25 protein-coding genes are annotated in these 23,306 nt (G+C 45.0%); 23 read left to right on the top strand and 2 right to left on the bottom strand.

Annotation, left to right across the window (positions count from 1 at the left end; genetic code table 11):
* The first annotated feature begins 13 nt into the window (after positions 1 to 13).
* The 3 genes from secF to R7E29_RS01125 all read left to right on the top strand — a co-directional run bounded on the left by secF (position 14) and on the right by R7E29_RS01125 (position 1,995).
* Positions 14 to 961, top strand: a complete 948-nt coding sequence (gene secF, locus R7E29_RS01135) for a protein translocase subunit SecF (RefSeq protein ID WP_005383689.1) — start codon at positions 14 to 16, stop codon at positions 959 to 961.
* A 164-nt stretch (positions 962 to 1,125) separates the two neighbouring features.
* A complete protein-coding gene (locus tag R7E29_RS01130) occupies positions 1,126 to 1,542 on the top strand; it encodes a hypothetical protein (RefSeq protein WP_017633921.1) in 417 nt (138 codons plus the stop codon).
* Between the two features lie 141 nt (positions 1,543 to 1,683).
* Positions 1,684 to 1,995: a hypothetical protein gene (locus R7E29_RS01125; RefSeq protein WP_017633920.1), complete on the top strand. Its 312-nt coding sequence runs from the start codon at positions 1,684 to 1,686 to the stop codon at positions 1,993 to 1,995.
* 70 nt (positions 1,996 to 2,065) lie between these two features.
* Here R7E29_RS01125 and suhB read toward each other — a convergent pair whose 3' ends face one another.
* Positions 2,066 to 2,869: an inositol-1-monophosphatase gene (gene suhB / locus R7E29_RS01120; RefSeq protein ID WP_005381722.1), complete on the bottom strand. Its 804-nt coding sequence runs from the start codon at positions 2,867 to 2,869 to the stop codon at positions 2,066 to 2,068.
* A gap of 231 nt (positions 2,870 to 3,100) precedes the next feature.
* Here suhB and trmJ point away from each other — a divergent pair, with 231 nt between their 5' ends.
* From trmJ to R7E29_RS01020, 20 genes are all read left to right on the top strand, one after another.
* Positions 3,101 to 3,820, top strand: coding sequence for a tRNA (cytosine(32)/uridine(32)-2'-O)-methyltransferase TrmJ (gene trmJ, locus R7E29_RS01115; RefSeq protein ID WP_005383693.1), 720 nt, complete (start codon positions 3,101 to 3,103; stop codon positions 3,818 to 3,820).
* A 125-nt stretch (positions 3,821 to 3,945) separates the two neighbouring features.
* Entirely contained in the window at positions 3,946 to 4,452 is a 507-nt protein-coding gene (iscR, locus tag R7E29_RS01110; RefSeq protein ID WP_005381720.1) for a Fe-S cluster assembly transcriptional regulator IscR, read from the top strand.
* A 28-nt stretch (positions 4,453 to 4,480) separates the two neighbouring features.
* Entirely contained in the window at positions 4,481 to 5,695 is a 1,215-nt protein-coding gene (locus tag R7E29_RS01105; protein ID WP_005381719.1) for an IscS subfamily cysteine desulfurase, read from the top strand.
* A 38-nt stretch (positions 5,696 to 5,733) separates the two neighbouring features.
* Positions 5,734 to 6,117 (top strand): Fe-S cluster assembly scaffold IscU, encoded by a 384-nt coding sequence (iscU, locus tag R7E29_RS01100; RefSeq protein WP_005381718.1) that lies wholly within the window; start codon positions 5,734 to 5,736, stop codon positions 6,115 to 6,117.
* 70 nt (positions 6,118 to 6,187) lie between these two features.
* A complete protein-coding gene (gene iscA / locus R7E29_RS01095) occupies positions 6,188 to 6,511 on the top strand; it encodes an iron-sulfur cluster assembly protein IscA (RefSeq protein WP_005381717.1) in 324 nt (107 codons plus the stop codon).
* A 55-nt stretch (positions 6,512 to 6,566) separates the two neighbouring features.
* Positions 6,567 to 7,082 (top strand): co-chaperone HscB, encoded by a 516-nt coding sequence (hscB, locus tag R7E29_RS01090; protein WP_005381716.1) that lies wholly within the window; start codon positions 6,567 to 6,569, stop codon positions 7,080 to 7,082.
* 21 nt (positions 7,083 to 7,103) lie between these two features.
* Positions 7,104 to 8,957, top strand: a complete 1,854-nt coding sequence (gene hscA, locus R7E29_RS01085; RefSeq protein WP_054576944.1) for a Fe-S protein assembly chaperone HscA — start codon at positions 7,104 to 7,106, stop codon at positions 8,955 to 8,957.
* A 13-nt stretch (positions 8,958 to 8,970) separates the two neighbouring features.
* The gene (gene fdx / locus R7E29_RS01080; protein ID WP_005381713.1) at positions 8,971 to 9,309 is read left to right on the top strand and encodes an ISC system 2Fe-2S type ferredoxin; all 339 of its coding nucleotides are present in this window, start codon (positions 8,971 to 8,973) and stop codon (positions 9,307 to 9,309) included.
* A gap of 44 nt (positions 9,310 to 9,353) precedes the next feature.
* Entirely contained in the window at positions 9,354 to 9,548 is a 195-nt protein-coding gene (iscX, locus tag R7E29_RS01075) for a Fe-S cluster assembly protein IscX (RefSeq protein WP_005381711.1), read from the top strand.
* Between the two features lie 161 nt (positions 9,549 to 9,709).
* Positions 9,710 to 11,008 (top strand): aminopeptidase PepB, encoded by a 1,299-nt coding sequence (gene pepB, locus R7E29_RS01070; protein WP_017633915.1) that lies wholly within the window; start codon positions 9,710 to 9,712, stop codon positions 11,006 to 11,008.
* Between the two features lie 95 nt (positions 11,009 to 11,103).
* The gene (gene ndk, locus R7E29_RS01065; RefSeq protein ID WP_017633914.1) at positions 11,104 to 11,529 is read left to right on the top strand and encodes a nucleoside-diphosphate kinase; all 426 of its coding nucleotides are present in this window, start codon (positions 11,104 to 11,106) and stop codon (positions 11,527 to 11,529) included.
* Positions 11,530 to 11,902: 373 nt separating this feature from the next.
* On the top strand, positions 11,903 to 13,030 hold the full coding sequence (locus R7E29_RS01060) for a bifunctional tRNA (adenosine(37)-C2)-methyltransferase TrmG/ribosomal RNA large subunit methyltransferase RlmN (protein ID WP_213906724.1): 1,128 nt from the start codon (positions 11,903 to 11,905) through the stop codon (positions 13,028 to 13,030).
* Between the two features lie 435 nt (positions 13,031 to 13,465).
* A complete protein-coding gene (gene rodZ / locus R7E29_RS01055) occupies positions 13,466 to 14,416 on the top strand; it encodes a cytoskeleton protein RodZ (protein ID WP_005383707.1) in 951 nt (316 codons plus the stop codon).
* Between the two features lie 6 nt (positions 14,417 to 14,422).
* On the top strand, positions 14,423 to 15,541 hold the full coding sequence (ispG, locus tag R7E29_RS01050) for a flavodoxin-dependent (E)-4-hydroxy-3-methylbut-2-enyl-diphosphate synthase (protein WP_005381699.1): 1,119 nt from the start codon (positions 14,423 to 14,425) through the stop codon (positions 15,539 to 15,541).
* Between the two features lie 26 nt (positions 15,542 to 15,567).
* Positions 15,568 to 16,836, top strand: coding sequence for a histidine--tRNA ligase (gene hisS, locus R7E29_RS01045; RefSeq protein WP_017633912.1), 1,269 nt, complete (start codon positions 15,568 to 15,570; stop codon positions 16,834 to 16,836).
* 126 nt (positions 16,837 to 16,962) lie between these two features.
* The gene (locus R7E29_RS01040; RefSeq protein WP_005381697.1) at positions 16,963 to 17,577 is read left to right on the top strand and encodes a YfgM family protein; all 615 of its coding nucleotides are present in this window, start codon (positions 16,963 to 16,965) and stop codon (positions 17,575 to 17,577) included.
* A 12-nt stretch (positions 17,578 to 17,589) separates the two neighbouring features.
* Entirely contained in the window at positions 17,590 to 18,750 is a 1,161-nt protein-coding gene (gene bamB / locus R7E29_RS01035) for an outer membrane protein assembly factor BamB (protein ID WP_054576943.1), read from the top strand.
* 167 nt (positions 18,751 to 18,917) lie between these two features.
* Entirely contained in the window at positions 18,918 to 20,414 is a 1,497-nt protein-coding gene (gene der, locus R7E29_RS01030; protein ID WP_017820569.1) for a ribosome biogenesis GTPase Der, read from the top strand.
* A gap of 59 nt (positions 20,415 to 20,473) precedes the next feature.
* Positions 20,474 to 21,349, top strand: coding sequence for an alanyl-tRNA editing protein (locus R7E29_RS01025; RefSeq protein WP_318082377.1), 876 nt, complete (start codon positions 20,474 to 20,476; stop codon positions 21,347 to 21,349).
* A 309-nt stretch (positions 21,350 to 21,658) separates the two neighbouring features.
* Positions 21,659 to 21,883: a zinc ribbon domain-containing protein gene (locus R7E29_RS01020; RefSeq protein WP_005381691.1), complete on the top strand. Its 225-nt coding sequence runs from the start codon at positions 21,659 to 21,661 to the stop codon at positions 21,881 to 21,883.
* A 13-nt stretch (positions 21,884 to 21,896) separates the two neighbouring features.
* On the opposite strand, the gene xseA is transcribed toward R7E29_RS01020, so the two are convergent.
* Entirely contained in the window at positions 21,897 to 23,228 is a 1,332-nt protein-coding gene (gene xseA, locus R7E29_RS01015; protein ID WP_017633909.1) for an exodeoxyribonuclease VII large subunit, read from the bottom strand.
* Positions 23,229 to 23,306: the final 78 nt, after the last annotated feature.

Below are 23,306 nucleotides of genomic sequence, written 5' to 3'. Positions count from 1 at the left end.
GCTGGGAATTAATATGTTTCAAATTCTAAAAGCAGAGAAGACGATCGGCTTTATGCGTTGGTCGAAAGTAGCATTCGTTTTTTCAATTATAATGATTGCTGCTTCTATCTTCACTTTGTCAACCAAGTGGCTTAATTGGGGTCTAGATTTCACTGGCGGTACTCTTATCGAGGTCGGTTTTGAACAGCCAGCAAACCTTGAAGAGATTCGTGCAGCACTAGATTCAAAAGGGTTTGGCGATGCGACAGTACAAAACTTCGGTAGTGCTCGTGAAGTCATGGTTCGTCTTCGTCCACGTGATGACGTTTCTGGTGAAACGCTAGGTAACCAAATCATTGGTGCTATCAAAGATGGTACTGGCGAAAGCGTAGAAATGCGTCGTATTGAGTTCGTAGGTCCCAACGTTGGTGATGAGCTAACAGAAGCTGGTGGTCTAGCGATCTTGGTATCGCTGATCTGTATTCTGCTTTATGTATCGATGCGATTTGAATGGCGTCTAGCGGCTGGTGCGGTAATGGCATTGGCTCACGATATAATTATCACGCTAGGTGTCTTCTCGTTTCTACAAATTGAAGTTGACCTGACTATCGTAGCTGCGCTACTGACGGTTGTGGGCTACTCACTCAACGATACCATCGTTGTATTTGACCGGATTCGTGAAAACTTCCGTAAGATGCGTAAGGGTGAACCTTCAGACATTATGGACGCCTCAATCACTCAAACGTTGAGCCGTACATTGATTACATCTGGTACGACGTTGTTCGTGGTAATTGCACTGTTCATGCAGGGTGGTGCTATGATTCACGGCTTTGCAACCGCACTTTTACTCGGTATCACTGTAGGTACTTACTCTTCTATCTACGTAGCATCAGCACTGGCTCTAAAACTGGGTATCCAGAAAGAGCACTTGATGCCACCTCAAGTAGAAAAAGAGGGTGCAGAGTTCGACGAAATGCCATAAGGCAGATTGAGAACCGAAAACAAAAACCGCTGAACAATCAGCGGTTTTTTTATGCCTGATAGATTTGAAAGTTTCATTTTTTTTTGAGGTACTTCCAGCTTGAATTGTAGTTTTTTGATTGAGTTGAATATCGGAAGTATGTTCAACAATTTCGGGAGGAAATAATGTCAAGGCAAGCTGAAATAAAAGTACAGTTACTGAAGTTTGTAGAGATTTCTTACAAGCACAATAAAGGTGTTACCACCAAGCTAGTTACTGGAGGGAAAAGGTTCAAGTTAGCAGTTGATGAGTCAGGTAAAGTAACTTTATCTGGTGAGCTTGGATTTACTAAGTTTGAAGTTTCAAAAGAAATGGTTGAAGAGCTGGGCATAAAATTAAAAGCCGTTTCTGTTACTTTTAAAACTACTCGTGATGGTGTTTTGACATACAGTGGGAGTGTTTCTCTTTTTGGTGTTGTTTCCTTTGGAGTTACTGGGCAGGTAAATGTCCGTGAGCTTTTAGAGCAGTGCGAGTGGGGGCTTTGTAAGTACAGATTTAAGCCGAGTAAAATTGATCAAGCGCTCCGTGAAGCTGGGGTTTAGTTGGTTATGCTAAATAGAATTCTACCTATTCCGGTTTTACTAAGTGTTTCAACGCCCTGCATCGCAAGTCCACTCCACGATACTTACCTTGATATACGTAATAATTTATACAAGATGCAGTATATAGAGGTGGTAGAAGCTATGGCAGGACCAAATCTATCGATTGAAGAGCTGAACAGTATTAAGTCTCACCCAATAAAATTTGGTCATCAATTTCCATTTTTATCATCTATCCCATCAAGTTTGGTTACAGAGCTGTCTTACTTTGAAGAGTACAGTGAGGATGGAGGAGTTGGATGTCTTTCTGTAAACGGCTTTGGTGATGTATACCAGCCAGTCACGGTTTCGCTGCAGTTTTTAATGAAGGAACAAATATGGAAGGTTAAGCACGTAAAAATAGACCACTTATCTGACTACGACCGTTTCTACAAACAGGCTGATTGTTCGAAATAAAAAAGCCCCGCTCAATGAGCGGGGCTTTCTAAAGTCATCAGCGTGACGGGCTATATATGACTTTCAAATCTTACTTAAGGATCGCGCTGTTACCGTTTTCGCGGATGTGCTTAAGGATAGATTTTACGCCACGAGCGCTTGAAGCAACGATGTTACCAGACTTCATGTAGTCAGTGCCGCCAGCAAAGTCTGTTAGGATTGCGCCAGCTTCACGAGCAATAAGCTCACCTGCTGCCATATCCCAAGGTTTTAGGCCTAGCTCGAAGTAACCATCAACACGGCCAGCAGCCACGTAACAAAGGTCAAGAGCAGCAGAGCCGCTACGACGGAAATCAGCACATTCAGTGAATAGCGCACCAACGATCTTGATGTAAGACTCAGCGTGTTGTTTCTGCTTGAATGGGAAGCCTGTTGCTAGAACAGTACCTTGAAGGTCTTTTAGTTGAGCAACACGAATACGTGCACTGTTTAGTTGAGCGCCGGCACCGCGTTGTGCAGTGAATAGCTCGTTTTGCATTGGATCGTAAACACAAGCAACTTCAGTTTTGCCCTTAATACGAACAGCGATAGAAACCGCGAAAGTTGGGTAACCTTTTACAAAGTTAGTGGTGCCATCCAGTGGGTCGATGATCCATTGTACGTCTTTATCTTTACCTTCGATAAGACCTTGTTCTTCAGCAACGATACAGTGCTCAGGGTAAGACTGCTTGATAGTATCGATGATGATGTATTCTGCTTCTTTGTCTACGTTAGTGACAAAGTCATTAGTGCCTTTAAGAGTAGATTCTACTTTATCAGTGTTTTCTAATGATTTAGCAATATGATTGCCTGCCTTTCGCGCAGCGCGAATAGCAATGTTTAGCATTGGATGCATACGAATTTCCCAACGGATGTTAAAGAACAAATGAAAGCGGCGGCGAGTATACCAGAGATAATCAAAAAGGGAAGTGGTTATTTTTTACTCTAATTGCGGCCGACTGAGTGTACAGATCATACTGCGGACGAGAACAATAACCAAGAATGAGAAGAGAGGTCTGCTTGCCTCTAGGGTGTCTTAAAAAACTATGATAACATTCTGCGGTTTTAATTTAGGTAGCAAACACAGATGTTGGATCAAGTAAAAATTGTACTCGTAGGTACCTCTCATTCAGGCAATATTGGCTCAGCAGCTCGAGCAATGAAAGTGATGGGTTTAAACCAACTAGTATTAGTCGATCCACAATGTGAAGTGGATGAACAAACTCTTGCTTTAGCTGCGGGTGCTGGTGATATTGCTCAAAATGCAAAGATTGTCGGCACATTAGAAGAAGCGGTTGAAGATTGTGGCCTTGTTGTGGGTTCTAGCGCCCGCTCTCGTACATTAGAATGGCCAATGCTCGAGCCACGTGAATGCGGTGAGAAATTTGCAGTTGAAGGCCGAAAGCATCCGGTTGCGCTCGTGTTTGGCCGAGAAAGAACTGGTTTGACAAACGAAGAGCTACAAAAGTGCCACTACCATGTTTGTATTCCCGCTAATCCTGAGTACAGCTCGCTTAACCTAGCGATGGCTGTACAAACTCTCAGTTACGAAGTGCGAGTTGCACACTTGAACTTAGAGCAAAGCCAGTTTTCCCCAAATGAATCGGAAGAATACCCGCGTCATCGAGAACTCGAAATGTTCTTCGAGCATCTTGAAAAGGTGATGGTTGAGACCCAGTTTATTAACAAAGAGCAACCTGGACAGGTGATGAATAAGTTGCGCCGTTTGTTCTCTCGTGCTCGACCAGAAACCCAAGAACTTAATATTCTACGAGGCGTTTTGACTTCGATAGAAAAGAAGTTCTGAGTGAATAATAACCACTTTAGATGTGAGGATGAATACCTGAGTAAAATGGTCAAATAAATACTTGACCAAATTACTCAGGTATGGAAGAATCTTAACCATTACAAACCATGTGGATACGGTGTGGTATGAAACTTACATCTAAAGGAAGATATGCGGTGACAGCCATGCTGGATGTGGCACTGCATTCGCAACAAAACCCTGTACCTCTGGCTGATATTTCAGAGCGTCAAGGGATCTCGCTCTCTTACTTAGAGCAGCTATTTTCAAAATTGCGTAAAGCAGGTCTCGTTGCCAGCGTTCGTGGTCCTGGTGGTGGTTACCGACTTGGTGCCGACGCTCACAGTATCGCTATTGGTACCGTGATTGCTGCCGTTGATGAGTCAGTAGATGCAACCAAATGCCAAGGTAAAGGAGATTGCCAAGGTGGAACACGTTGCCTTACTCACACGCTGTGGCGTGACCTAAGCTCTCGCATTAGTGACTTTTTGAATAACATCACTCTTGGTGAGTTGATGACAGACAATGAAGTACTCGAAATTTCTGATCGTCAGGACATTGATCTGGCGGTAACCCATGGGCTATCAAACAAAAATACAACCGCCGCGCCCATCGGTGTAAACGTCCGCTCTTAGCGGTCAGCTTTTTACATTGGAGTAGAGAATGAAACTGCCGATTTATCTTGATTATTCCGCTACATGTCCAGTTGATCCACGTGTTGCTGAAAAAATGGTTCAGTACATGACAATGGATGGCACATTTGGCAACCCAGCGTCACGTTCGCACCGTTACGGCTGGCAGGCAGAAGAAGCGGTCGATACTGCTCGTGAGCAAATTGCTGACCTTCTAAATGCAGATCCTCGCGAAATCGTATTTACATCTGGTGCGACAGAATCAGACAACCTTGCGATTAAAGGTGCAGCGCACTTTTACTCGAAGAAAGGCAAGCACGTAATCACTTGTAAAACAGAGCACAAAGCCGTTCTTGACCCATGTCGTCAACTTGAGCGTGAAGGCTTTGAAGTGACTTACCTTGAGCCAGAATCAAATGGCTTGATCGATCTAGAGAAGCTTAGAGCAGCCATGCGTGATGACACCGTGCTTGTGTCTATTATGCATGTAAACAACGAGATTGGTGTGGTTCAAGACATTACAGCGATCGGCGAACTGTGCCGTGAGCGTAAAATTGTTTTCCACGTGGACGCTGCGCAATCTGCAGGTAAATTACCAATCGACGTTCAAGAGATGAAAGTTGATCTAATTTCACTTTCTGCTCACAAAGTTTACGGTCCTAAAGGTATCGGTGCACTTTACGTACGTCGTAAGCCTCGTATTCGTCTTGAAGCGCAAATGCACGGTGGCGGTCATGAGCGTGGTTTCCGCTCTGGTACACTACCTACTCACCAAATCGTAGGCATGGGTGAAGCATTCCGCATTGCAAAAGAAGACATGCAAAAAGATTACGATCATGCTTTAGCGCTTCGTAACCGTCTTTTTGATGGCGTGAAAGACTTAGAAGCAGTGACGGTAAACGGTGACTTTGAGCAGCGTGTACCACACAACCTAAACATCAGTTTCGCATTCGTAGAAGGTGAATCACTACTAATGTCGCTTAAAGATCTAGCGGTATCTTCTGGTAGTGCTTGTACGTCTGCAAGCCTTGAGCCTTCTTACGTTCTTCGTGCCCTAGGCATGGATGACGAATTGGCTCACAGCTCGGTTCGTTTCTCGTTTGGTCGTTTCACGACTGAAGAAGAAATTGATTACGCAATTGAACAAATCCGCGTTGCAGTGACTAAGCTACGCGACATGTCTCCTCTATGGGATATGTACAAAGAAGGGATTGATTTGAGCACTGTTGAATGGGCTCACCATTAATCTCAGGGATTGAAATAGAGGATTCGAGGTAATTTATCATGGCATACAGCGAAAAAGTAATTGATCACTACGAGAACCCACGTAACGTTGGTTCATTCGATAAAGAAGATCCATCAGTAGGTAGCGGCATGGTTGGCGCTCCTGCGTGTGGTGACGTAATGAAGCTTCAAATCAAAGTGACACCTGAAGGTATCATCGAAGATGCGAAGTTCAAAACATACGGTTGTGGTAGTGCAATCGCATCAAGCTCACTAGTAACTGAGTGGGTAAAAGGTAAGTCAGTTGATGAAGCGGCAGCAATTAAAAACTCTGAGATTGCTGAAGAGCTAGAGCTTCCACCAGTGAAAGTTCACTGTTCTATTCTTGCTGAAGATGCAATCAAAGCAGCGGTTGCTGACTACAAGAAAAAACACCAAGAATAATTATTCCGTAATATAATGGGAGCTTTGACGCTCCCATTCCAATCGAAATTTAGACAGACTAAGGTGCAGTATGGCCATCACAATGACAGAATCAGCGGCAAGTCGCGTAAGAGCATTCCTAGATAACCGAGGCAAAGGTATCGGTTTACGTCTTGGAGTGAAGACGACTGGCTGTTCCGGCATGGCATACGTACTTGAGTTTGTTGATGAGCTCAATGAAGAAGACGAAGTATTTGAACTCTCTGGAGTGAAAATTATCATCGATCAAAAGAGCTTAGTGTACCTAGATGGTACTGAATTGGATTACGTGAAAGAAGGGTTGAATGAAGGTTTTGAATTCAACAACCCTAACGCGAAAAGTGAATGTGGTTGTGGTGAAAGCTTCAACGTCTAATTGATTGTCCTTCTGGGCAAACGAGTCCGGAAGGCTTTACTAGGACCCGAACTTAATGAATCACTTTGAATTATTTGGGCTACCAAGTCAGTTTAAGCTGGATGGTAGCCTTCTTTCTTCTCAGTTCCGAGAACTACAAAAACGCTTCCACCCGGATAACTTTGCAACGGGCTCAGAACGTGACCGTTTGATGGCGGTGCAAAAGGCGGCGCAAATCAACGATGCCTATCAAGTTCTGAAAAATCCTATTTCTCGCGCCGAGTATATCCTCGCAGAGCAAGGTGTTGAGATCCGAGGTGAACAGCAAACAATGCAAGATCCGATGTTCTTAATGGAGCAAATGGAACTGCGCGAAGAACTGGAAGAGATTGCTGACAAGTCCGATCCTGAATCGGCGCTTTTTGACTTCGACTCTAAGGTCAGCAAAATGTACAAACAGCATCTGGCAAGCGTCGAGCAAGAGCTTGATGATGGTCTATGGACTGAAGCCGCAGACCGAGTTCGTAAGCTAAAATTCATTGCCAAACTAAAGAACGAAATTGAGCTAGTCGAAGACAAACTCCTCGGCTAGTAAGCGTGACAAGGACCTATCATGGCACTACTTCAAATCGCAGAACCGGGCCAAAGCTCGGCACCTCATGAGCATAAGTTAGCAGCGGGTATCGACTTAGGTACTACCAACTCTTTGGTTGCTTCTGTACGTAGCGGCGATGCAACTCCACTTGCGGACGAGCAGGGCCGTACTATTTTACCTTCAGTCGTTAATTACGCTGAGGAAACGTTAACGGTCGGCCACGAAGCCAAAGCCAAAGCAGAGTTTGAACCAGAGAACACGATTATCTCTGTAAAACGTTTGATCGGTCGTTCATTAAAGGACATTCAGTCCCGTTACTCTTCACTTCCTTATCGTTTTAAAGAGAGTGAAAACGGCCTGCCAATTCTGCAAACACCTCAAGGTGACAAAAACCCGATTGAAGTATCTGCGGACATCCTAAAAGTATTGGGTAAGCGAGCTGAAGATACGTTAGGTGGTGAGTTAGCTGGTGTAGTTATTACCGTTCCTGCTTACTTTGATGACGCGCAACGTGCAGGTACAAAAGATGCGGCGAAATTAGCTGGTCTTCATGTTCTCCGTCTACTTAACGAACCAACCGCTGCGGCAATTGCTTATGGCCTAGACTCTGGTCAAGAAGGTGTGATTGCGGTTTACGATCTAGGTGGCGGTACTTTTGATATCTCTATCCTACGTTTATCGAAAGGCGTATTTGAAGTATTAGCAACAGGTGGCGATTCTGCATTAGGCGGTGACGACTTCGACCATCTATTTGCCGATTATTTAATGGAGCAAGCGGGTCTAGAAGCGCCGCTTTCTGCAGAAAAGAGCCGTATACTGTTGAACATTGCTACTGAAGCTAAGATTGCTTTCTCTGAGCAAGACAGTGTTGACGTTGACGTTTTTGGCTGGAAAGGCACCGTGACTCGCGAGCAGTTCGAAGATCTGATTCGTCCGCTAGTGAAGAAAACACTGATGTCTTGTCGTCGCGCATTAAAAGATGCGGATGTCGACGCAGATAAAGTACTCGAGGTCGTCATGGTTGGCGGCTCAACCCGTACATTGTTGGTTCGTGAAATGGTAGGCGAGTTTTTTGGTCGCACACCTCTGACAAGCATTAACCCAGATGAAGTTGTTGCAATCGGTGCGGGTATTCAAGCTGATATCCTAGCGGGTAACAAACCTGACTCTGAAATGTTGCTTCTTGATGTGATTCCACTGTCGCTCGGTATTGAAACCATGGGTGGTTTGGTCGAGAAGATCATCCCCCGCAACACTACGATTCCCGTTGCGCGTGCGCAAGAATTTACCACATTCAAAGATGGCCAAACGGCGATGAGTGTTCATGTGGTACAAGGTGAACGTGAAATGGTTGATGACTGTCGTTCACTTGCTCGCTTCTCGTTAAAAGGTATTCCTCCGATGGCAGCGGGTGCGGCACATATTCGCGTGACTTACCAAGTTGACGCTGATGGCCTTCTTTCTGTTACGGCAATGGAGAAGAGCACTGGTGTTCAATCAGAGATTCAAGTAAAACCTTCTTACGGCTTAAGTGACAATGAAGTGGCGGATATGTTGCGTGATTCAATGACGCACGCAAAAGAAGACATGCAAGCTCGTGCCTTAGCTGAGCAGCGTGTTGAAGCCGACCGAGTGATAGAAGGTTTGATTGCAGCGATGCAAGCTGATGGTGATGACTTACTATCAGAACAAGAGAAACAAAACTTGATTAAAGCCATCGAAGCCTTGATTGAGCTGCGTAATGGTGATGATGCAGATGCGATAGAGCAGGGCATTAAAGATACCGATAAAGCGAGCCAAGATTTCGCATCACGCCGTATGGATAAATCGATTCGAGCTGCGTTGTCAGGTCAATCAGTAGACGATATATAAGAGATAAGTAGTTATGCCTAAGATTATTGTATTACCACACGACGATTTGTGCCCAGAAGGTGCAGTGTTGGAAGCAAACTCTGGTGACACCGTTCTAGACGTAGCGCTAAAAAACGGTATCGGTATTGAACATGCGTGTGAGAAGTCATGTGCGTGTACTACCTGCCACGTAATCATCCGTGAAGGTTTTGATTCACTCGAAGAAAGTGAAGAACTAGAAGACGACATGCTAGATAAAGCGTGGGGTCTAGAGCCTGAGTCACGCCTAGGGTGTCAGGCGAGAATTGCTGATGAAGACTTGGTGGTAGAAATTCCTAAATACACACTAAACCACGCTTCAGAAGATCACTAAAACTATCTTCCCAATATAGGGAAGAAGCAAAAGGAAGATGAGCAATGAAATGGACAGATTCTCGCGATATCGCGATTGAACTTTGTGACAAGTTTCCAGATGTCGATCCAAAAACAGTGCGTTTTACCGATCTTCATCAATGGATCATGGAGTTAGATGAGTTTGACGATGAGCCAAACCGTTCTAATGAAAAGATTCTAGAAGCCGTTATCATGTGCTGGATGGACGAAGCAGACTAAGTCTGTAAAACACAGCCTAGTTAACAATTCTTACTAAAAAAAGCGGACCTTTAGGTCCGTTTTTTTATCCAATTGACATTTTTGCCCTACATAATGCTAACATCCGTGAGTTATTAAAAAGAAGCAGCGTAGGCAACGCTGCTATAAGACAAGGAGAAACCATGTCTACACAGATGTCTGTATTTTTAAGTCAAGAGTCGGCAGCACCACATTGGGGTGAAAAAGCACTGCTTTCATTCGCTGAAAACGGCGCAACTATTCACTTAGGTGAAGGTCATGATCTCGGCGCAATTCAACGTGCAGCTCGTCAGCTAGATGGCCAAGGAATTCGTTCTATTTTTCTTTCTGGTGATAACTGGGATCTAGAGAGCGTATGGGCTTTCCACCAAGGGTTCCGTAACCCTAAAAAACATGGCTCAGTTGAGTGGGCAGCATTGTCTGATGAAGAGCAAGCAGAGCTTCAAGCTCGTATTACTTCGACTGATTTTACCCGCGATATTATCAACAAAACGGCAGAAGAAGTTGCTCCTCGTCAGCTAGCGACAATGGCTGCTGAATTCATCAAATCTGTTGCGCCGAAAGGCACGGTGACAGCTCGTATCGTCAAAGACAAAGACTTGTTGGCAGAAGGTTGGGAAGGTATTTACGCAGTAGGCCGTGGTTCTGAGCGTACTTCTGCGATGCTTCAGTTAGACTACAACCCAACTGGTGACGAAAACGCACCTGTATTCGCATGTCTTGTGGGTAAAGGCATCACCTTTGATTCCGGTGGTTACAGCTTGAAGCCTTCTACCTTCATGAGTGCAATGAAAGCAGATATGGGTGGCTCGGGTACTATAACTGGTGGCCTAGGATTAGCTATCTTGCGCGGTTTAAACAAGCGCGTAAAACTGATCTTGTGTTGTGCTGAGAACATGGTTTCTGGCCGTGCCCTTAAGCTTGGCGACATCATCACTTACAAAAACGGCAAAACCGTTGAGATTATGAATACCGACGCGGAAGGTCGCTTGGTGCTTGCAGACGGTCTTATCTACGCCAGTGAGCAAAAGCCTGAGTTAATCATTGACTGCGCGACGCTAACAGGCGCAGCGAAGAATGCGTTAGGTAACGATTACCATGCGCTAATGAGCTTTGATGATGAGCTATCGCATCAAGCGCTTACGGCGGCAAACCAGGAAAAAGAAGGCTTGTGGCCGCTACCACTTGCTGATTTCCATCGAGAAATGCTGCCATCTAATTTTGCCGATTTATCGAATATCAGCTCTGGTGATTATTCTCCGGGTGCAAGTACTGCAGCTGCATTCTTGTCTTACTTCGTTGAGGACTACAAAAAAGGCTGGTTACATTTCGACTGTGCGGGTACGTATCGTAAAGCCGCTTCTGATAAATGGGCTGCGGGAGCAACGGGTATGGGTGTTCGTACACTTGCTCGTTTCCTCAATGAGCAAGCTGGAAAATAAGATTGATTGCAGCACTCTCTTGTTTGAGTGCTGCTCTTACCCAGTAAGTCACTTTAAAAGCACAACTATTATTACAAGTACAGAAAGGAAATTTTATGGCTCTAGAAAGAACATTTTCAATCATTAAGCCTGATGCTGTAGAGCGAAACCTAATTGGTGAAATCTACAATCGTATTGAAAAGGCTGGCCTACGTATCATCGCTGCCAAAATGGTTCACCTGACAGAAGATCAGGCAAGCGGCTTTTATGCAGAGCATGAAGGTAAAGAGTTTTTCCCTCCTCTAAAAGAGTTCATGACATCTGGTCCTATTATGGTTCAGGTATTGGAAGGCGAAAATGCGATTGCACGTTACCGCGAGCTAATGGGTAAAACCAACCCAGAGGACGCGGCATGTGGCACTTTGCGTGCTGATTACGCACTCAGCATGCGTCACAATTCAGTTCATGGTTCAGATAGCCCTGAGTCTGCCGCTCGTGAAATTGAGTTTTTCTTCCCTGAATCAGAAGTTTTCACTCGCTAACTCGTTCATGCATCACTTTTGCGTGATGATCTAGTTCGTAATAACCTCGGAATTGTCCGAGGTTTTTTATTCCGCGTTCTCCATTTCACCTGCGAGTTCATTCGTAATTATTCGCGAAGATGTTGGCTAATCTGAGCATCTTACAGGGGTGAAAGCTTAGTTACGTGTGTTTGTTCTCACTGTTTTCTCTGTACCACTTCTACGCTTTTGTTGTCGGTTGTCTAATCATTATTCTCACCGTAAAGTCTGATTAAAATTTAATCGTTTTTATTTTAATGCCTTAGCAAACTCAGGGTCTTACACCCCTTGTTGTAGCTGCATAAAGGCTGTACAATTCGCGCCCTTATTCTTGTTTCAGTCATTGAGAGGCAACATGACCACTGAAAAAATCAATCTACTCGACTTTGATCGCAAAGGCATGCGTCAGTTTTTCGCGGAAGAACTTGGCGAGAAAGCGTTTCGTGCCGATCAGGTTATGAAGTGGATCTACCATTTCGGTGTAGATGACTTCGAAAAAATGACAAACATCAACAAGAAGCTGCGCGAAAAGCTTTTACACAAGTGTGAAATTAAAGCACCAACTGTAGCAGAAGCTCAGCATTCTTCAGACGGCACGATCAAGTGGGCAATGAAGGTTGGTGATCAGGATGTAGAAACGGTTTACATTCCAGAAGATGATCGCGCAACGCTTTGTGTATCTTCTCAAGTAGGTTGTGCATTGGAATGTAAGTTCTGCTCAACAGCACAGCAGGGCTTTAACCGTAACTTGAAAGTTTCAGAGATCATCGGTCAGGTGTGGCGTGCTGCACGTGAAATTGGTCTTGAGAAAGAAACAGGCCGTCGCCCAATTACGAACGTCGTGATGATGGGCATGGGTGAGCCGCTTCTTAATATGAAGAACTTGATTCCTGCATTGGAGTTAATGCTGGATGACCTTGGCTTTGGTTTGTCGAAGCGTCGCGTAACCGTATCAACATCAGGTGTCGTTTCTGGTCTTGATCAGATGACGGGCAAAATCGACGTTGCGTTAGCGATCTCTCTTCATGCGCCAAACGATAAGCTGCGTAGTGAAATCATGCCAATTAACGATCGTTGGGATATTCAAGATTTCCTAGCATCCGTTCGTCGTTACATTGCTTCATCGAATGCAAACCGTGGCAAGGTAACAGTCGAGTACGTGTTGCTTGATCATGTGAACGATGACATGGACCATGCTCGTGAACTGGCTGAATTGATGAAAGACACACCATGTAAGATTAACTTGATTCCGTTTAACCCGTACCCAGGTTCACCTTACAAGAAACCAAGTAACTCACGTATTGATCGCTTCCAAAAAACATTGATGCAATACGGGCACACAGTTACGGTTCGTAAAACACGTGGTGATGACATTGATGCCGCATGTGGTCAGTTGGTCGGTGATGTAATTGACCGAACTAAACGTACGGCAATGCTGAAAGCGTCACGCGGTGCCGATACCATTGAAGTGAAAGCTGTATAAACGACCGGAATTCAAAAATAGCCAGAGCCATTCGCTCTGGCTATTTTGTTTATTGTTTAGGACATTTTCGCCAAGATTTGGGACTATCACTCTTCAACCTAAGGTTATTTGGGTATAATTTCGAATTCCTTTGTCAAAGTTTGGACAAAAGCTTGAGCTATCTGTTAGTTTGAGTGTAAAGAGTTTTTGTCTTCGTTGCGCATTCGCTTATCATGATATGTAACACTAACGATGACACCGATAATTCTCAGCACTTTCTCACATACGTTTTGCTGATTTTTGCAAAACGGGTATTCGCACTCAGATCGCTGAGAGTTTCTTAAAATTATTATTTTTGGTTAACGCGTTTTGGCTAGCTATCTTTAAAGAGGCTTAAGAACAATAACGAAAATACATGACCACGTTAGCCACTAAAACAGATTAAATACCGCCATTATGACAGAACACGAAAATACGAATGAAGTGCCACTCTCTATTGAAGCTGGCACATTACTGAAAAACAAACGTGAATCCTTGGGAATGAGCCAAAAGCAAGTTGCCGACCGCCTGAGGCTTCGCATTTCTGTGATTGAAGATATTGAAAATAACCGATTTGAATCTCAACAAGTCGCGACATTTACGCGTGGTTACTTACGCTCTTACGCTAAATTCGTAGGTCTTGATGAGAAGGTGGTTTTGACGGCGTTAGAGCAGACTGCCGATGCTCAGCCTCAAGAGCAAGAAATTGAAATGCAAAGCTTCTCTCGTAAAACAAAAGACGAGAAGCACAATAGCCGTATTATGCTCCTTACTTGGGTTATCGGGCTAGTCATTATTGGCATTTCAGCTGCATGGTGGTGGCAAAACCAACAAGAGAATAGCCTAACTAAGGAAGTAACGGATTCAAGTGTTGAAGCGCCGCAGCCCACTGCTCAAGAATTAGCTGATATCGATTTGATGACGGCTGAAGAGTTAATCGCAAGCACTCCTGAAGAAGTTGCTTCAACTAATGAAGGTGTTGCTGAATTGACTGAAGCACCCGTTGAGCAAGGGGCGGATCCTTTGCTGACTGAAACTGAAAATACAACAAGCGTAGATTCTGAAGAACCTGTTGCCGTGATTGAAGCGGCGGAAGAGGAACAGCCTGCGCCAGTAGTACCTGAAGGCATGACACTTCTTACTATGAAGTTTAAAGCGGACTGTTGGATTCAAGTAAAAGACACCAATGGTAAAACGCTGGTAAGTGGTACTCATAAGCCAGGACAAGATGTAGAACTTACCGGAAAAGCGCCATTTAAAGTGATATTGGGCGCACCGGAAGGGGTTACAATGACATTTGCAAGTGAACCTGTCGACCTTTCTGGGTATACTTCAGGCAAAGTAGCTAGATTCACTCTACCGTTATAAAAAATTATGCAACACGAATCTCCAATTATTCGTCGTAAATCGACGCGTATTTATGTGGGTGATGTGCCAATTGGTGATGGTGCGCCAATTGCAGTACAGTCAATGACTAACACTCGCACGACTGACGTAGAAGCGACAGTCGCTCAAATCCGAGCACTAGAAAAAGTCGGCGCAGATATCGTTCGAGTTTCTGTACCTACGATGGACGCAGCAGAAGCTTTCAAACTGATTAAACAGCAAGTTTCTGTACCATTAGTGGCTGATATTCATTTCGACTATCGTATCGCGCTGAAAGTTGCGGAGTACGGAGTTGACTGTTTACGTATCAACCCAGGTAACATCGGCAATGAAGAGCGCATTCGCGCTGTTGTTGATTGCGCTCGCGATAAAAACATCCCGATCCGTATTGGTGTCAATGGTGGATCTTTGGAAAAAGATCTACAGATGAAATACGGTGAGCCTACGCCAGAAGCCTTGGTTGAATCGGCGATGCGTCACGTAGACCATCTCGATCGTCTTAACTTTGACCAATTTAAAGTTAGCGTGAAAGCTTCAGACGTTTTTCTTGCGGTGGATTCATATCGTCTGCTGGCGAAGAAAATCGATCAGCCTCTTCATTTAGGTATCACAGAGGCGGGTGGTGCTCGAGCTGGCGCTGTTAAGTCATCTGTTGGCTTAGGTATGCTGTTATCTGAAGGGATAGGCGATACGCTGCGTATCTCTTTGGCTGCCGATCCAGTTGAAGAAATCAAAGTCGGTTTCGACATCCTTAAATCTCTGCGCATTCGCTCTCGAGGCATCAACTTTATTGCGTGCCCAAGCTGCTCACGCCAAGAATTCGATGTGATTGGTACGGTGAATGCACTAGAGCAACGTTTAGAAGACATCATCACGCCAATGGATGTGTCTATCATCGGTTGTGTGGTAAACGGCCCTGGTGAAGCAGAAGTTTCTCACTTAGGTCTAGCAGGTAGTAACAAGAAGAGCGCATTCTACGAAGATGGTAAACGCCAGAAAGAGCGCTTTGATAACGATGACCTTGTGAATAAGCTAGAAGCTAAGATCCGTGCGAAAGCAGCTATGATGAATGGCGAAAACCGCATCGAAGTTAAAGTACAAGATTAATCTCAACGAGAATTACGGTAAGTATTGTGGCAAAAACAATTCAAGCAATTCGAGGCATGAACGATTGCCTCCCAACTCAGTCGCCACTGTGGCAAAAATTAGAAAACACAGTGAAAAATGTAATTAGCGCATACGGTTATAACGAAGTGCGCATGCCAATCGTTGAAGAAACAAACCTATTCAGCCGCGCTGTTGGTGAAGAAACAGACGTCGTTTCAAAAGAAATGTACACCTTTGATGACCGTAACGGCGACAGCCTAACACTTCGCCCTGAAGGTACGGCGGGTTGTGTACGTTCATGTATCCAAAACAGCCTGATCAACCGTGATGAACAGCGTCTGTGGTACATGGGACCTATGTTCCGCCATGAACGTCCGCAGAAAGGTCGTTACCGTCAATTCCACCAGTGTGGTGTTGAGGTGTTTGGTCTAAATGGTCCAGATGTTGATGCAGAGCTTATCATGATGACGGCGCGTTTATGGCGTGAGCTAGGTATCAATGAACATGTCCGTCTTGAGCTGAACTCTATCGGTTCTCAAGAAGACCGCGCAGACTACCGTAATGCACTGGTTGCATTCCTTGAGCAACATATTGATGTGCTAGATGAAGATTGTAAGCGTCGCATGCACACGAACCCACTGCGTGTTCTGGATACGAAGAACCCAGACGTTCAAGCTATTTTAGGTGATGCGCCTCGCCTTTCAGATTACTTGGGTGAAGAATCTAAAGCACACTTCGCAGGTCTATGTGAACTTTTAGACGCCGCAGGTATCAAATACACAGTTAACGAACGTCTAGTTCGTGGTCTGGATTACTACAATCGCACTGTATTTGAGTGGATCACTGAGAGCCTAGGTGCTCAAGGCACTGTATGTGGTGGTGGTCGTTACGATGGCCTTGTAGAGCAATTAGGTGGTAAACCAACACCAGCGGTTGGCTTTGCAATGGGCCTAGAGCGTCTAGTACTGATGCTAGAAACGTTGGAACTGACAGACGTTCGTCGCAGTGTTGACGTGTACGTAGTCACAGCGGGTGAAGGCACCATGATGGCAGGAATGAAGCTAGCAGAACAGCTTCGCGAGTCTGTTCCAGGCGTTCGTGTGATGAATCACTTCGGTGGCGGTAACTTCAAGAAACAGTTTAAACGCGCAGACAAAGTTGGTGCTGTTGTAGCATTGGTTCTGGGCGAAAACGAAGTTGCGGATAATACCGTAGTACTGAAAGACTTAGCTGGTGGTGAGCAAGAGACTTACAACCAAGCAGAGGTTGCAGAAAAGATCGCAGCACTGATTTAAGTCTTTTAGTAATCTAACAAAATTACATCCTAGTTCGTAAGCTAAGGCTCCCAAATGTGGAGCCTTTAAACGAAATAGGAACAATGGCAGCTAAGCTGCCATTTACATGTTTTAAGAGGACAGGAAGTGGAACTTTACGATACTGAAGAACAACAAGTTGAAGCCATTAAAGACTGGTGGAAGGAAAACGGCAAAGCCGTCATCATCGGTGCGGTTGTTGGTTTAGGTGGTCTATTTGGCTGGCGTTACTACCAGGATTCTGTGATTCAGGCGAGTGAAGCAGCTTCTCAAAGCTACACGACAGCAATGAATGCTTTGCAAGACAAAGGCACTGATGCTCAAGCTGACGTGAAAGCTTTCATTGAGTCAAATGAAGTAAAAGAATATTCAGTATTGGCTGCACTACAACTTGCTAAAGCACAAGTTGAAGCTCAAGACCTTTCTGCTGCATTGGAGCAACTGAAGTGGGCGCAAAGCAACACTCAAGATGCTGCGTTGTTACCATTGATTAGTTACCGCATTGCGCGTATTGAGACGGAAATGGGTAACTTCGACGCTGCAACGGCAGAGCTAAGTAACGTCACTGATACAGCATGGACAGGTCGTATTGCTGAACTTCGTGGCGATATTGCGATTCGCCAAGGTGACAAAGATGCTGCGTACGCTGCGTATACTGAAGCTCAGCAAGCGGCAGATGCAAGCCCGACACTACAAATGAAATTGGACGATCTGGCGAAATAAGGACCGCATTGGATGAAAAGAGTCTTTAAGAAAGCCTTGCTAGGGGCGTTAACAATGGGAGTACTTGCCGGTTGTGCAGGTGAGAAAGACACCATTGTAATGGCGCCACTACCTCAGGTAGACAGTCAGTTTACAACCAGTAGTGAGTGGAGCACATCGGTTGGCGATGGTGTTGGTCATTACTTTTCAAAACTATCCCCTGTATTTGCGAATGATACATTGTTCGTGGCAAGTCGTGATGGCTTAGTAAAAGCGCTGGATCCTGAGAATGGTAAACAACGTTGGCAAACGGACCTAGAAGAAGATGTCATTGCTCGTCTCTCTGGTGGTATCACAGCGGCATACGGAAACCTTTACATTGGCTCTGAGAATGGTGAAGTCATCTCTCTTGCCCAAGAAACAGGTGAAATTGTTTGGCGTGTAAAAGTTGGTGGTGAGGTACTGGCGAAGCCAGTTGCAGATTCAGGCCTTATTATCATCAATACTAGCCGAGGCATGTTGATTGCCCTTAATGAGAGTACAGGTGAGCAACGCTGGGCATTGAGTACAGAAGTGCCGAACTTAACTTTACGTGGCGACAGTACTCCGACTGCAATTGGCGGCGGTGTGTTTTGGGGAACGGCAAATGGCCGACTCGCAGCTGCTATCGTTGAGCGTGGTCAGTTGATTTGGCAACAGCCTGTTGGTACGCCAAAAGGCGCGACAGAAATTGATCGTTTGGTTGACGTTGATTCATCGCCAATTGTGCTAGGCGGTACTCTTTTCACCATTGGATACAATGGCCAACTTATCGCCATTGACTTGCGTTCAGCGAACCCGATTTGGAAGCGTAATTACTCATCTGCGACAGACATTTCTACAGATGGTAGTCGCATCTTTGTGATAACGGAAAAAGATCATGTTGTTGCCGTTGATTCACGAAGCGGGACTGAGTTGTGGGAAAACAGCTTGCTTGAGCACCGACAACTTACAGCGCCAGTTATTGTTGGCAATTATCTCGTTGTCGGTGACACGCTTGGTTACCTTCACTGGATGGATCGTTCAACGGGCGAATTTGTTGCGCAGCAGTTTGTCGATGATAGTGGCTTGGCAGTTGGCCCGACGTTATTGTCGGATGGTTATGTGATTACAACTCGCAACGGCGATGTAAAGAAACTAACCATTAACGAATAATATCGTGATATAATTCACATTCGGCTCCTGGCTGGTGACAGCTAGGAGCCGTTTTGTTGTTTGAATTTATTAACCCTGACGTGGTTATAGGTAAAAAGCTGGTTTGATTTGGCATCGAGCAAGTCGTTACCTATAACTACAGAAGAAAGATTATTGTAGAGGTTGTTATGGTACCTGTTGTAGCTCTAGTAGGGCGTCCGAACGTAGGTAAATCTACACTATTTAACCGATTGACTCGCACTCGTGACGCGTTGGTTGCGGACTTTCCAGGCCTAACGCGAGACCGTAAATATGGCCAGGCGAGACTTGGTGAAGAGCACGAATTCATTGTGATTGATACTGGTGGTATCGATGGCACAGAAGAAGGCGTGGAAACAAAGATGGCAGAACAGTCATTAGCCGCGATTGATGAGGCTGATGTTGTATTGTTCCTTGTTGACGGTCGTGCTGGTCTGACACCTTCAGATGAAGCAATTGCTGCGCATCTGCGTAAAATTGAAAAGCCAGCGATGCTGGTAGTAAACAAAATCGATGGTATTGATGCCGATGCGGCGTGTGCTGACTTTTGGCAGCTCGGCGTGGATGATATGTACCAGATTGCGGCTGCTCATGGCCGTGGTGTGACCGCTTTGCTTGAGCGTGCTTTATCTCCATTCTTTGATGATCTACTAACAAGTGAATCTGAAGAAGGTGAGATTGAAGACCTGACTGGATTCGAAGACGAAGAGCCTCTTGTTGAAGATTACACTGAAGAAGACGCAGAAGCTGAATTCAAACGCCTTCAAGAGCAGCCGATTAAGTTGGCGATCATCGGTCGTCCTAACGTAGGCAAATCGACACTGACTAACCGTATTCTGGGTGAAGAACGTGTGGTTGTATACGATATGCCTGGTACAACGCGCGATTCTATCTACATCCCGATGGAGCGTGATGGACGCGAATACGTACTAATTGACACCGCAGGTGTTCGTCGTCGTGGTCGTATCAATGAAACGGTTGAAAAGTTCTCTGTTGTTAAGACGCTGAAAGCGGTAGAAGATGCAAACGTCGTTCTACTGGTGATTGATGCTCGTGAAAATATTTCAGACCAAGACCTAAGCTTGCTTGGTTTTGCACTGAATGCTGGCCGCTCAATTGTCATCGCCGTTAACAAGTGGGATGGTCTAGACAGTGACGTGAAAGAAAGCGTGAAGAAAGAACTGGACCGCCGTCTAGGATTCGTCGACTTCGCGCGTATCCACTTTATCTCTGCGCTGCACGGTACTGGCGTTGGTCACTTGTTTGAATCTATCCAAGAAGCATATAACTCGGCGACAACGCGTGTGGGTACGTCAGTACTGACGCGTATCATGAAGATGGCTGTGGATGATCACCAACCGCCAATGGTTCGTGGTCGTCGTATCAAACTCAAATACGCACACGCAGGTGGTTACAACCCACCGATCGTTGTTATCCACGGTAACATGGTTCGTGAATTGCCAGATTCGTATAAACGTTATCTGATGAACTACTTCCGTAAGTCTCTGGAAATTATGGGAACACCGATTCGCATTAACTTCCACAACAGTGATAATCCATACGAGAACCGTACGAATAAGCTTACGCTATCACAAGAGCGTAAACGTAAGCGTATGATGTCGATGGTGAAAAACCGCAATAAATAATGAAATTCGAATACCCAAGTTTTTACTTGGGTATTTTTTTATCAAAAGTAATCGTAAAAATGACTATCACAGCAACAAAGACTCTTTTTTGTCATCAAACATGGCAATTAGAAGCACAAATACAGCTCGTTCAATCTACGGAAGAAGTGACTTACGTTATTACAGATGTCACGCCGTTCCATCCCGTTAGTCACATATGGCCGGATCACCCTGCAGACAAAGGAACGTTGAAGGTGAATGGGGCTGAGCATGATGTGGTAGATTGCCAAGTTGGGGCAGTGGAGCAGGAAAGTGGTGCTCTGTACGTGGGTAGTGACATCCCTGTAAAGCGTGATGCTGAAGGTTGGGTGTTTGTCGTCGTGCATGTTTTATCACGTACGGAATCACTTGTTACTGATGATTTGGTGACATTGGCGGTAGATAAGGATTACCAACGCGCTTTGAGTCGAGGCCACACTGCAGGACACTTAGCGTATTTGGCGTTGAATAAAGTACTAGCGGAAGACTATTGGCGAAAAGACGCAGACCGCAAAGACCCACATGGTTATTATGACTTTAATAGATATGCACAAGTTACGAGTTATGTTACTCCAGACAAGTGCCTCGATACGTACCGTTTAGGCAAAACACTCCGTAAAAGAGGATTAAACAGTGCAGATATGCTGAATGACCTCCAGGCGATTGCAAAAAAAGTGAATAGCCAACTTGTGGAATGGCTTCGACGAGATGCGATGATCACCATGGAATGCCACGGTGACAGATTAACGGATTCTCGCTATTGGAAGTGCGATTTAGGGGAAGGTCAATTAGCGGTAATCCCTTGTGGTGGAACGCATGCGAGCCATTTAAATGAGTTTGCTTTTATCCAAGTTAAACTCGTTAAGCTCGACGCTCAAACTATCGAAATGCACACCAATGTAAACACTGCTTTTTGAATAAGATCTTTTTATTAAATTCTGATTTTTCGTTTAATTAAATCTCTTTAAGGTTTTTTATTCTCTTTTAAATTGGAATGCAGAATATGTAACTTATGCTTTCGGTGTGTGGTTATATAAATATTCTTTTAAGGGGTGATCGCTGATCAAGGAGTAAATATCAGACGATCAGTATAAGATCCTACGTATCAAGTATGGTTAACGCCTCGTGAAACTTGTTGGGGCGGTGATGAAGATCAACATACTTGTTCGTTATTTTGAGTAGCATGCGTTACTCGAAATTGCTTAGTTTAGAGAGAGGAACGGGATATGCAGCAGAACATTTGCCCGACTTGCAATGTCGAACTGGAATGGACAGGACAATACCATTGTGCACAGTGTGAATCGGATTTTAAAAAAGTAGGTTTTTGCCCTGATTGTGAGGCGGAGCTGGAGAAGCTGCAAGCATGCGGTGCTGCGAGTTACTTTTGTAATGTGTGTAATGAACTCAAATCAAAATCACGTGTCCGATTTGAGTTCCAGAAAGTCAGTTAACCAGAGTTTGTATTCAGTTAACGGTAGAACGAACGTCGCCTTCGGCTAACCGGGTAATCAATACATCTCCCGACTTTACATCTGAAGATTGCGTAATTACTTTACCTTGCTCAGTTTGAGTAATTGAGTAACCTCGTTTCAATGTCGCTAGTGGGCTGACGGTGTCCAACTTTTCTGCGGCAATCGCGAGTTGATGGCGCATAGTCAGTAATTTGCGATCCATTGCATCCATGAGCTTTTGCTCAACACGTTCTAGCTTCGACTTCTGCTCGGCAAGGCGTGTTACAGGAGAATTTAATTGCAGCCGATAATGTTGACGCTCGATTCGCTGTTGACGCAAGGCAATAAAACGACTCATCGCTCGCTGTAAGCGCATGTCCAACTCATCTAACTGTTGCGTCTGACGTTGCAAGCGATAGCTTGGGTGCTGTCTCTCTAGACGGTGCACTAATTGAGCAGATTGCTGCTTTTGTTGTGCTAGGTAGTAACGCATCGCGCTCGCTAACTTATGCTGGCGGGTAACTAAAGCTTGATCTTTGTGGCTGTTATCACGGCTTACTAGCTCAGCGGCTGCTGATGGAGTAGGCGCGCGTACGTCGGCGACAAAATCAGCTATTGTCACGTCAACTTCATGTCCAACGGCGCTAATAATAGGAATTTGGCTTGCTGCAATCGTGCGAGCTAATATCTCGTTGTTAAAGCACCATAAGTCTTCTAATGAACCACCACCTCGGCCCACAATTAGTACATCACATTCATCACGGCTGTTAGCGCGACCAATGGCTTGTGCAATTTGAATGGCTGCGTCCTCACCTTGTACCACTGTCGGATAAATCACAACAGGTAGGGAAGGATCACGACGTTTCAATACGTCTAAGATATCGTAAAGCGCGGCACCAGTTTTCGATGTGATGACGCCAACACGTTTAGGGTGCTCAGGCAAAGATTGCTTATTGATTTGCGCGAACAACCCTTCTGCTGCAAGCTTCATTTTCAGCTCTTCAAACTCTTGTTGAAGACGGCCATCACCTTCCGGTTGCATGCTTTCGATGATCAATTGGTAGTCACCGCGAGGCTCATAAAGAGACAGACGAGCTTTTACTAGGACTTGATTACCGTTAGCGGGTTTGAAAGTAACGCGGCGATTGTTACCACGAAACATGGCACATTTAACTTGAGCGCGAGAGTCTTTAAGAGTGAGGTACCAGTGACCAGAGACAGGAGCTGAAAAGTTGGATATCTCTCCGACGAGCCAAACGATCCCCATTTCGTTTTCAAGGAGTAAACGAACTTCCGCGTTGAGACGAGAAACAGTAAAGATGTTTTGATTGGTCTTGGAGAGCACAGCTAATCTCTTAGACGTGAGTATGGAAATTAGCGGCAATATAATACATAGCAAGGGGGTAATTGCAAGAAAAAAATT

The organism is Vibrio sp. Vb1729 (assembly GCF_033338655.1).
GTDB lineage: Bacteria > Pseudomonadota > Gammaproteobacteria > Enterobacterales > Vibrionaceae > Vibrio > Vibrio alginolyticus.
Note: the sequence above shows the minus strand (reverse complement) of the source record. Positions and strands in the feature narration are given on the sequence as shown.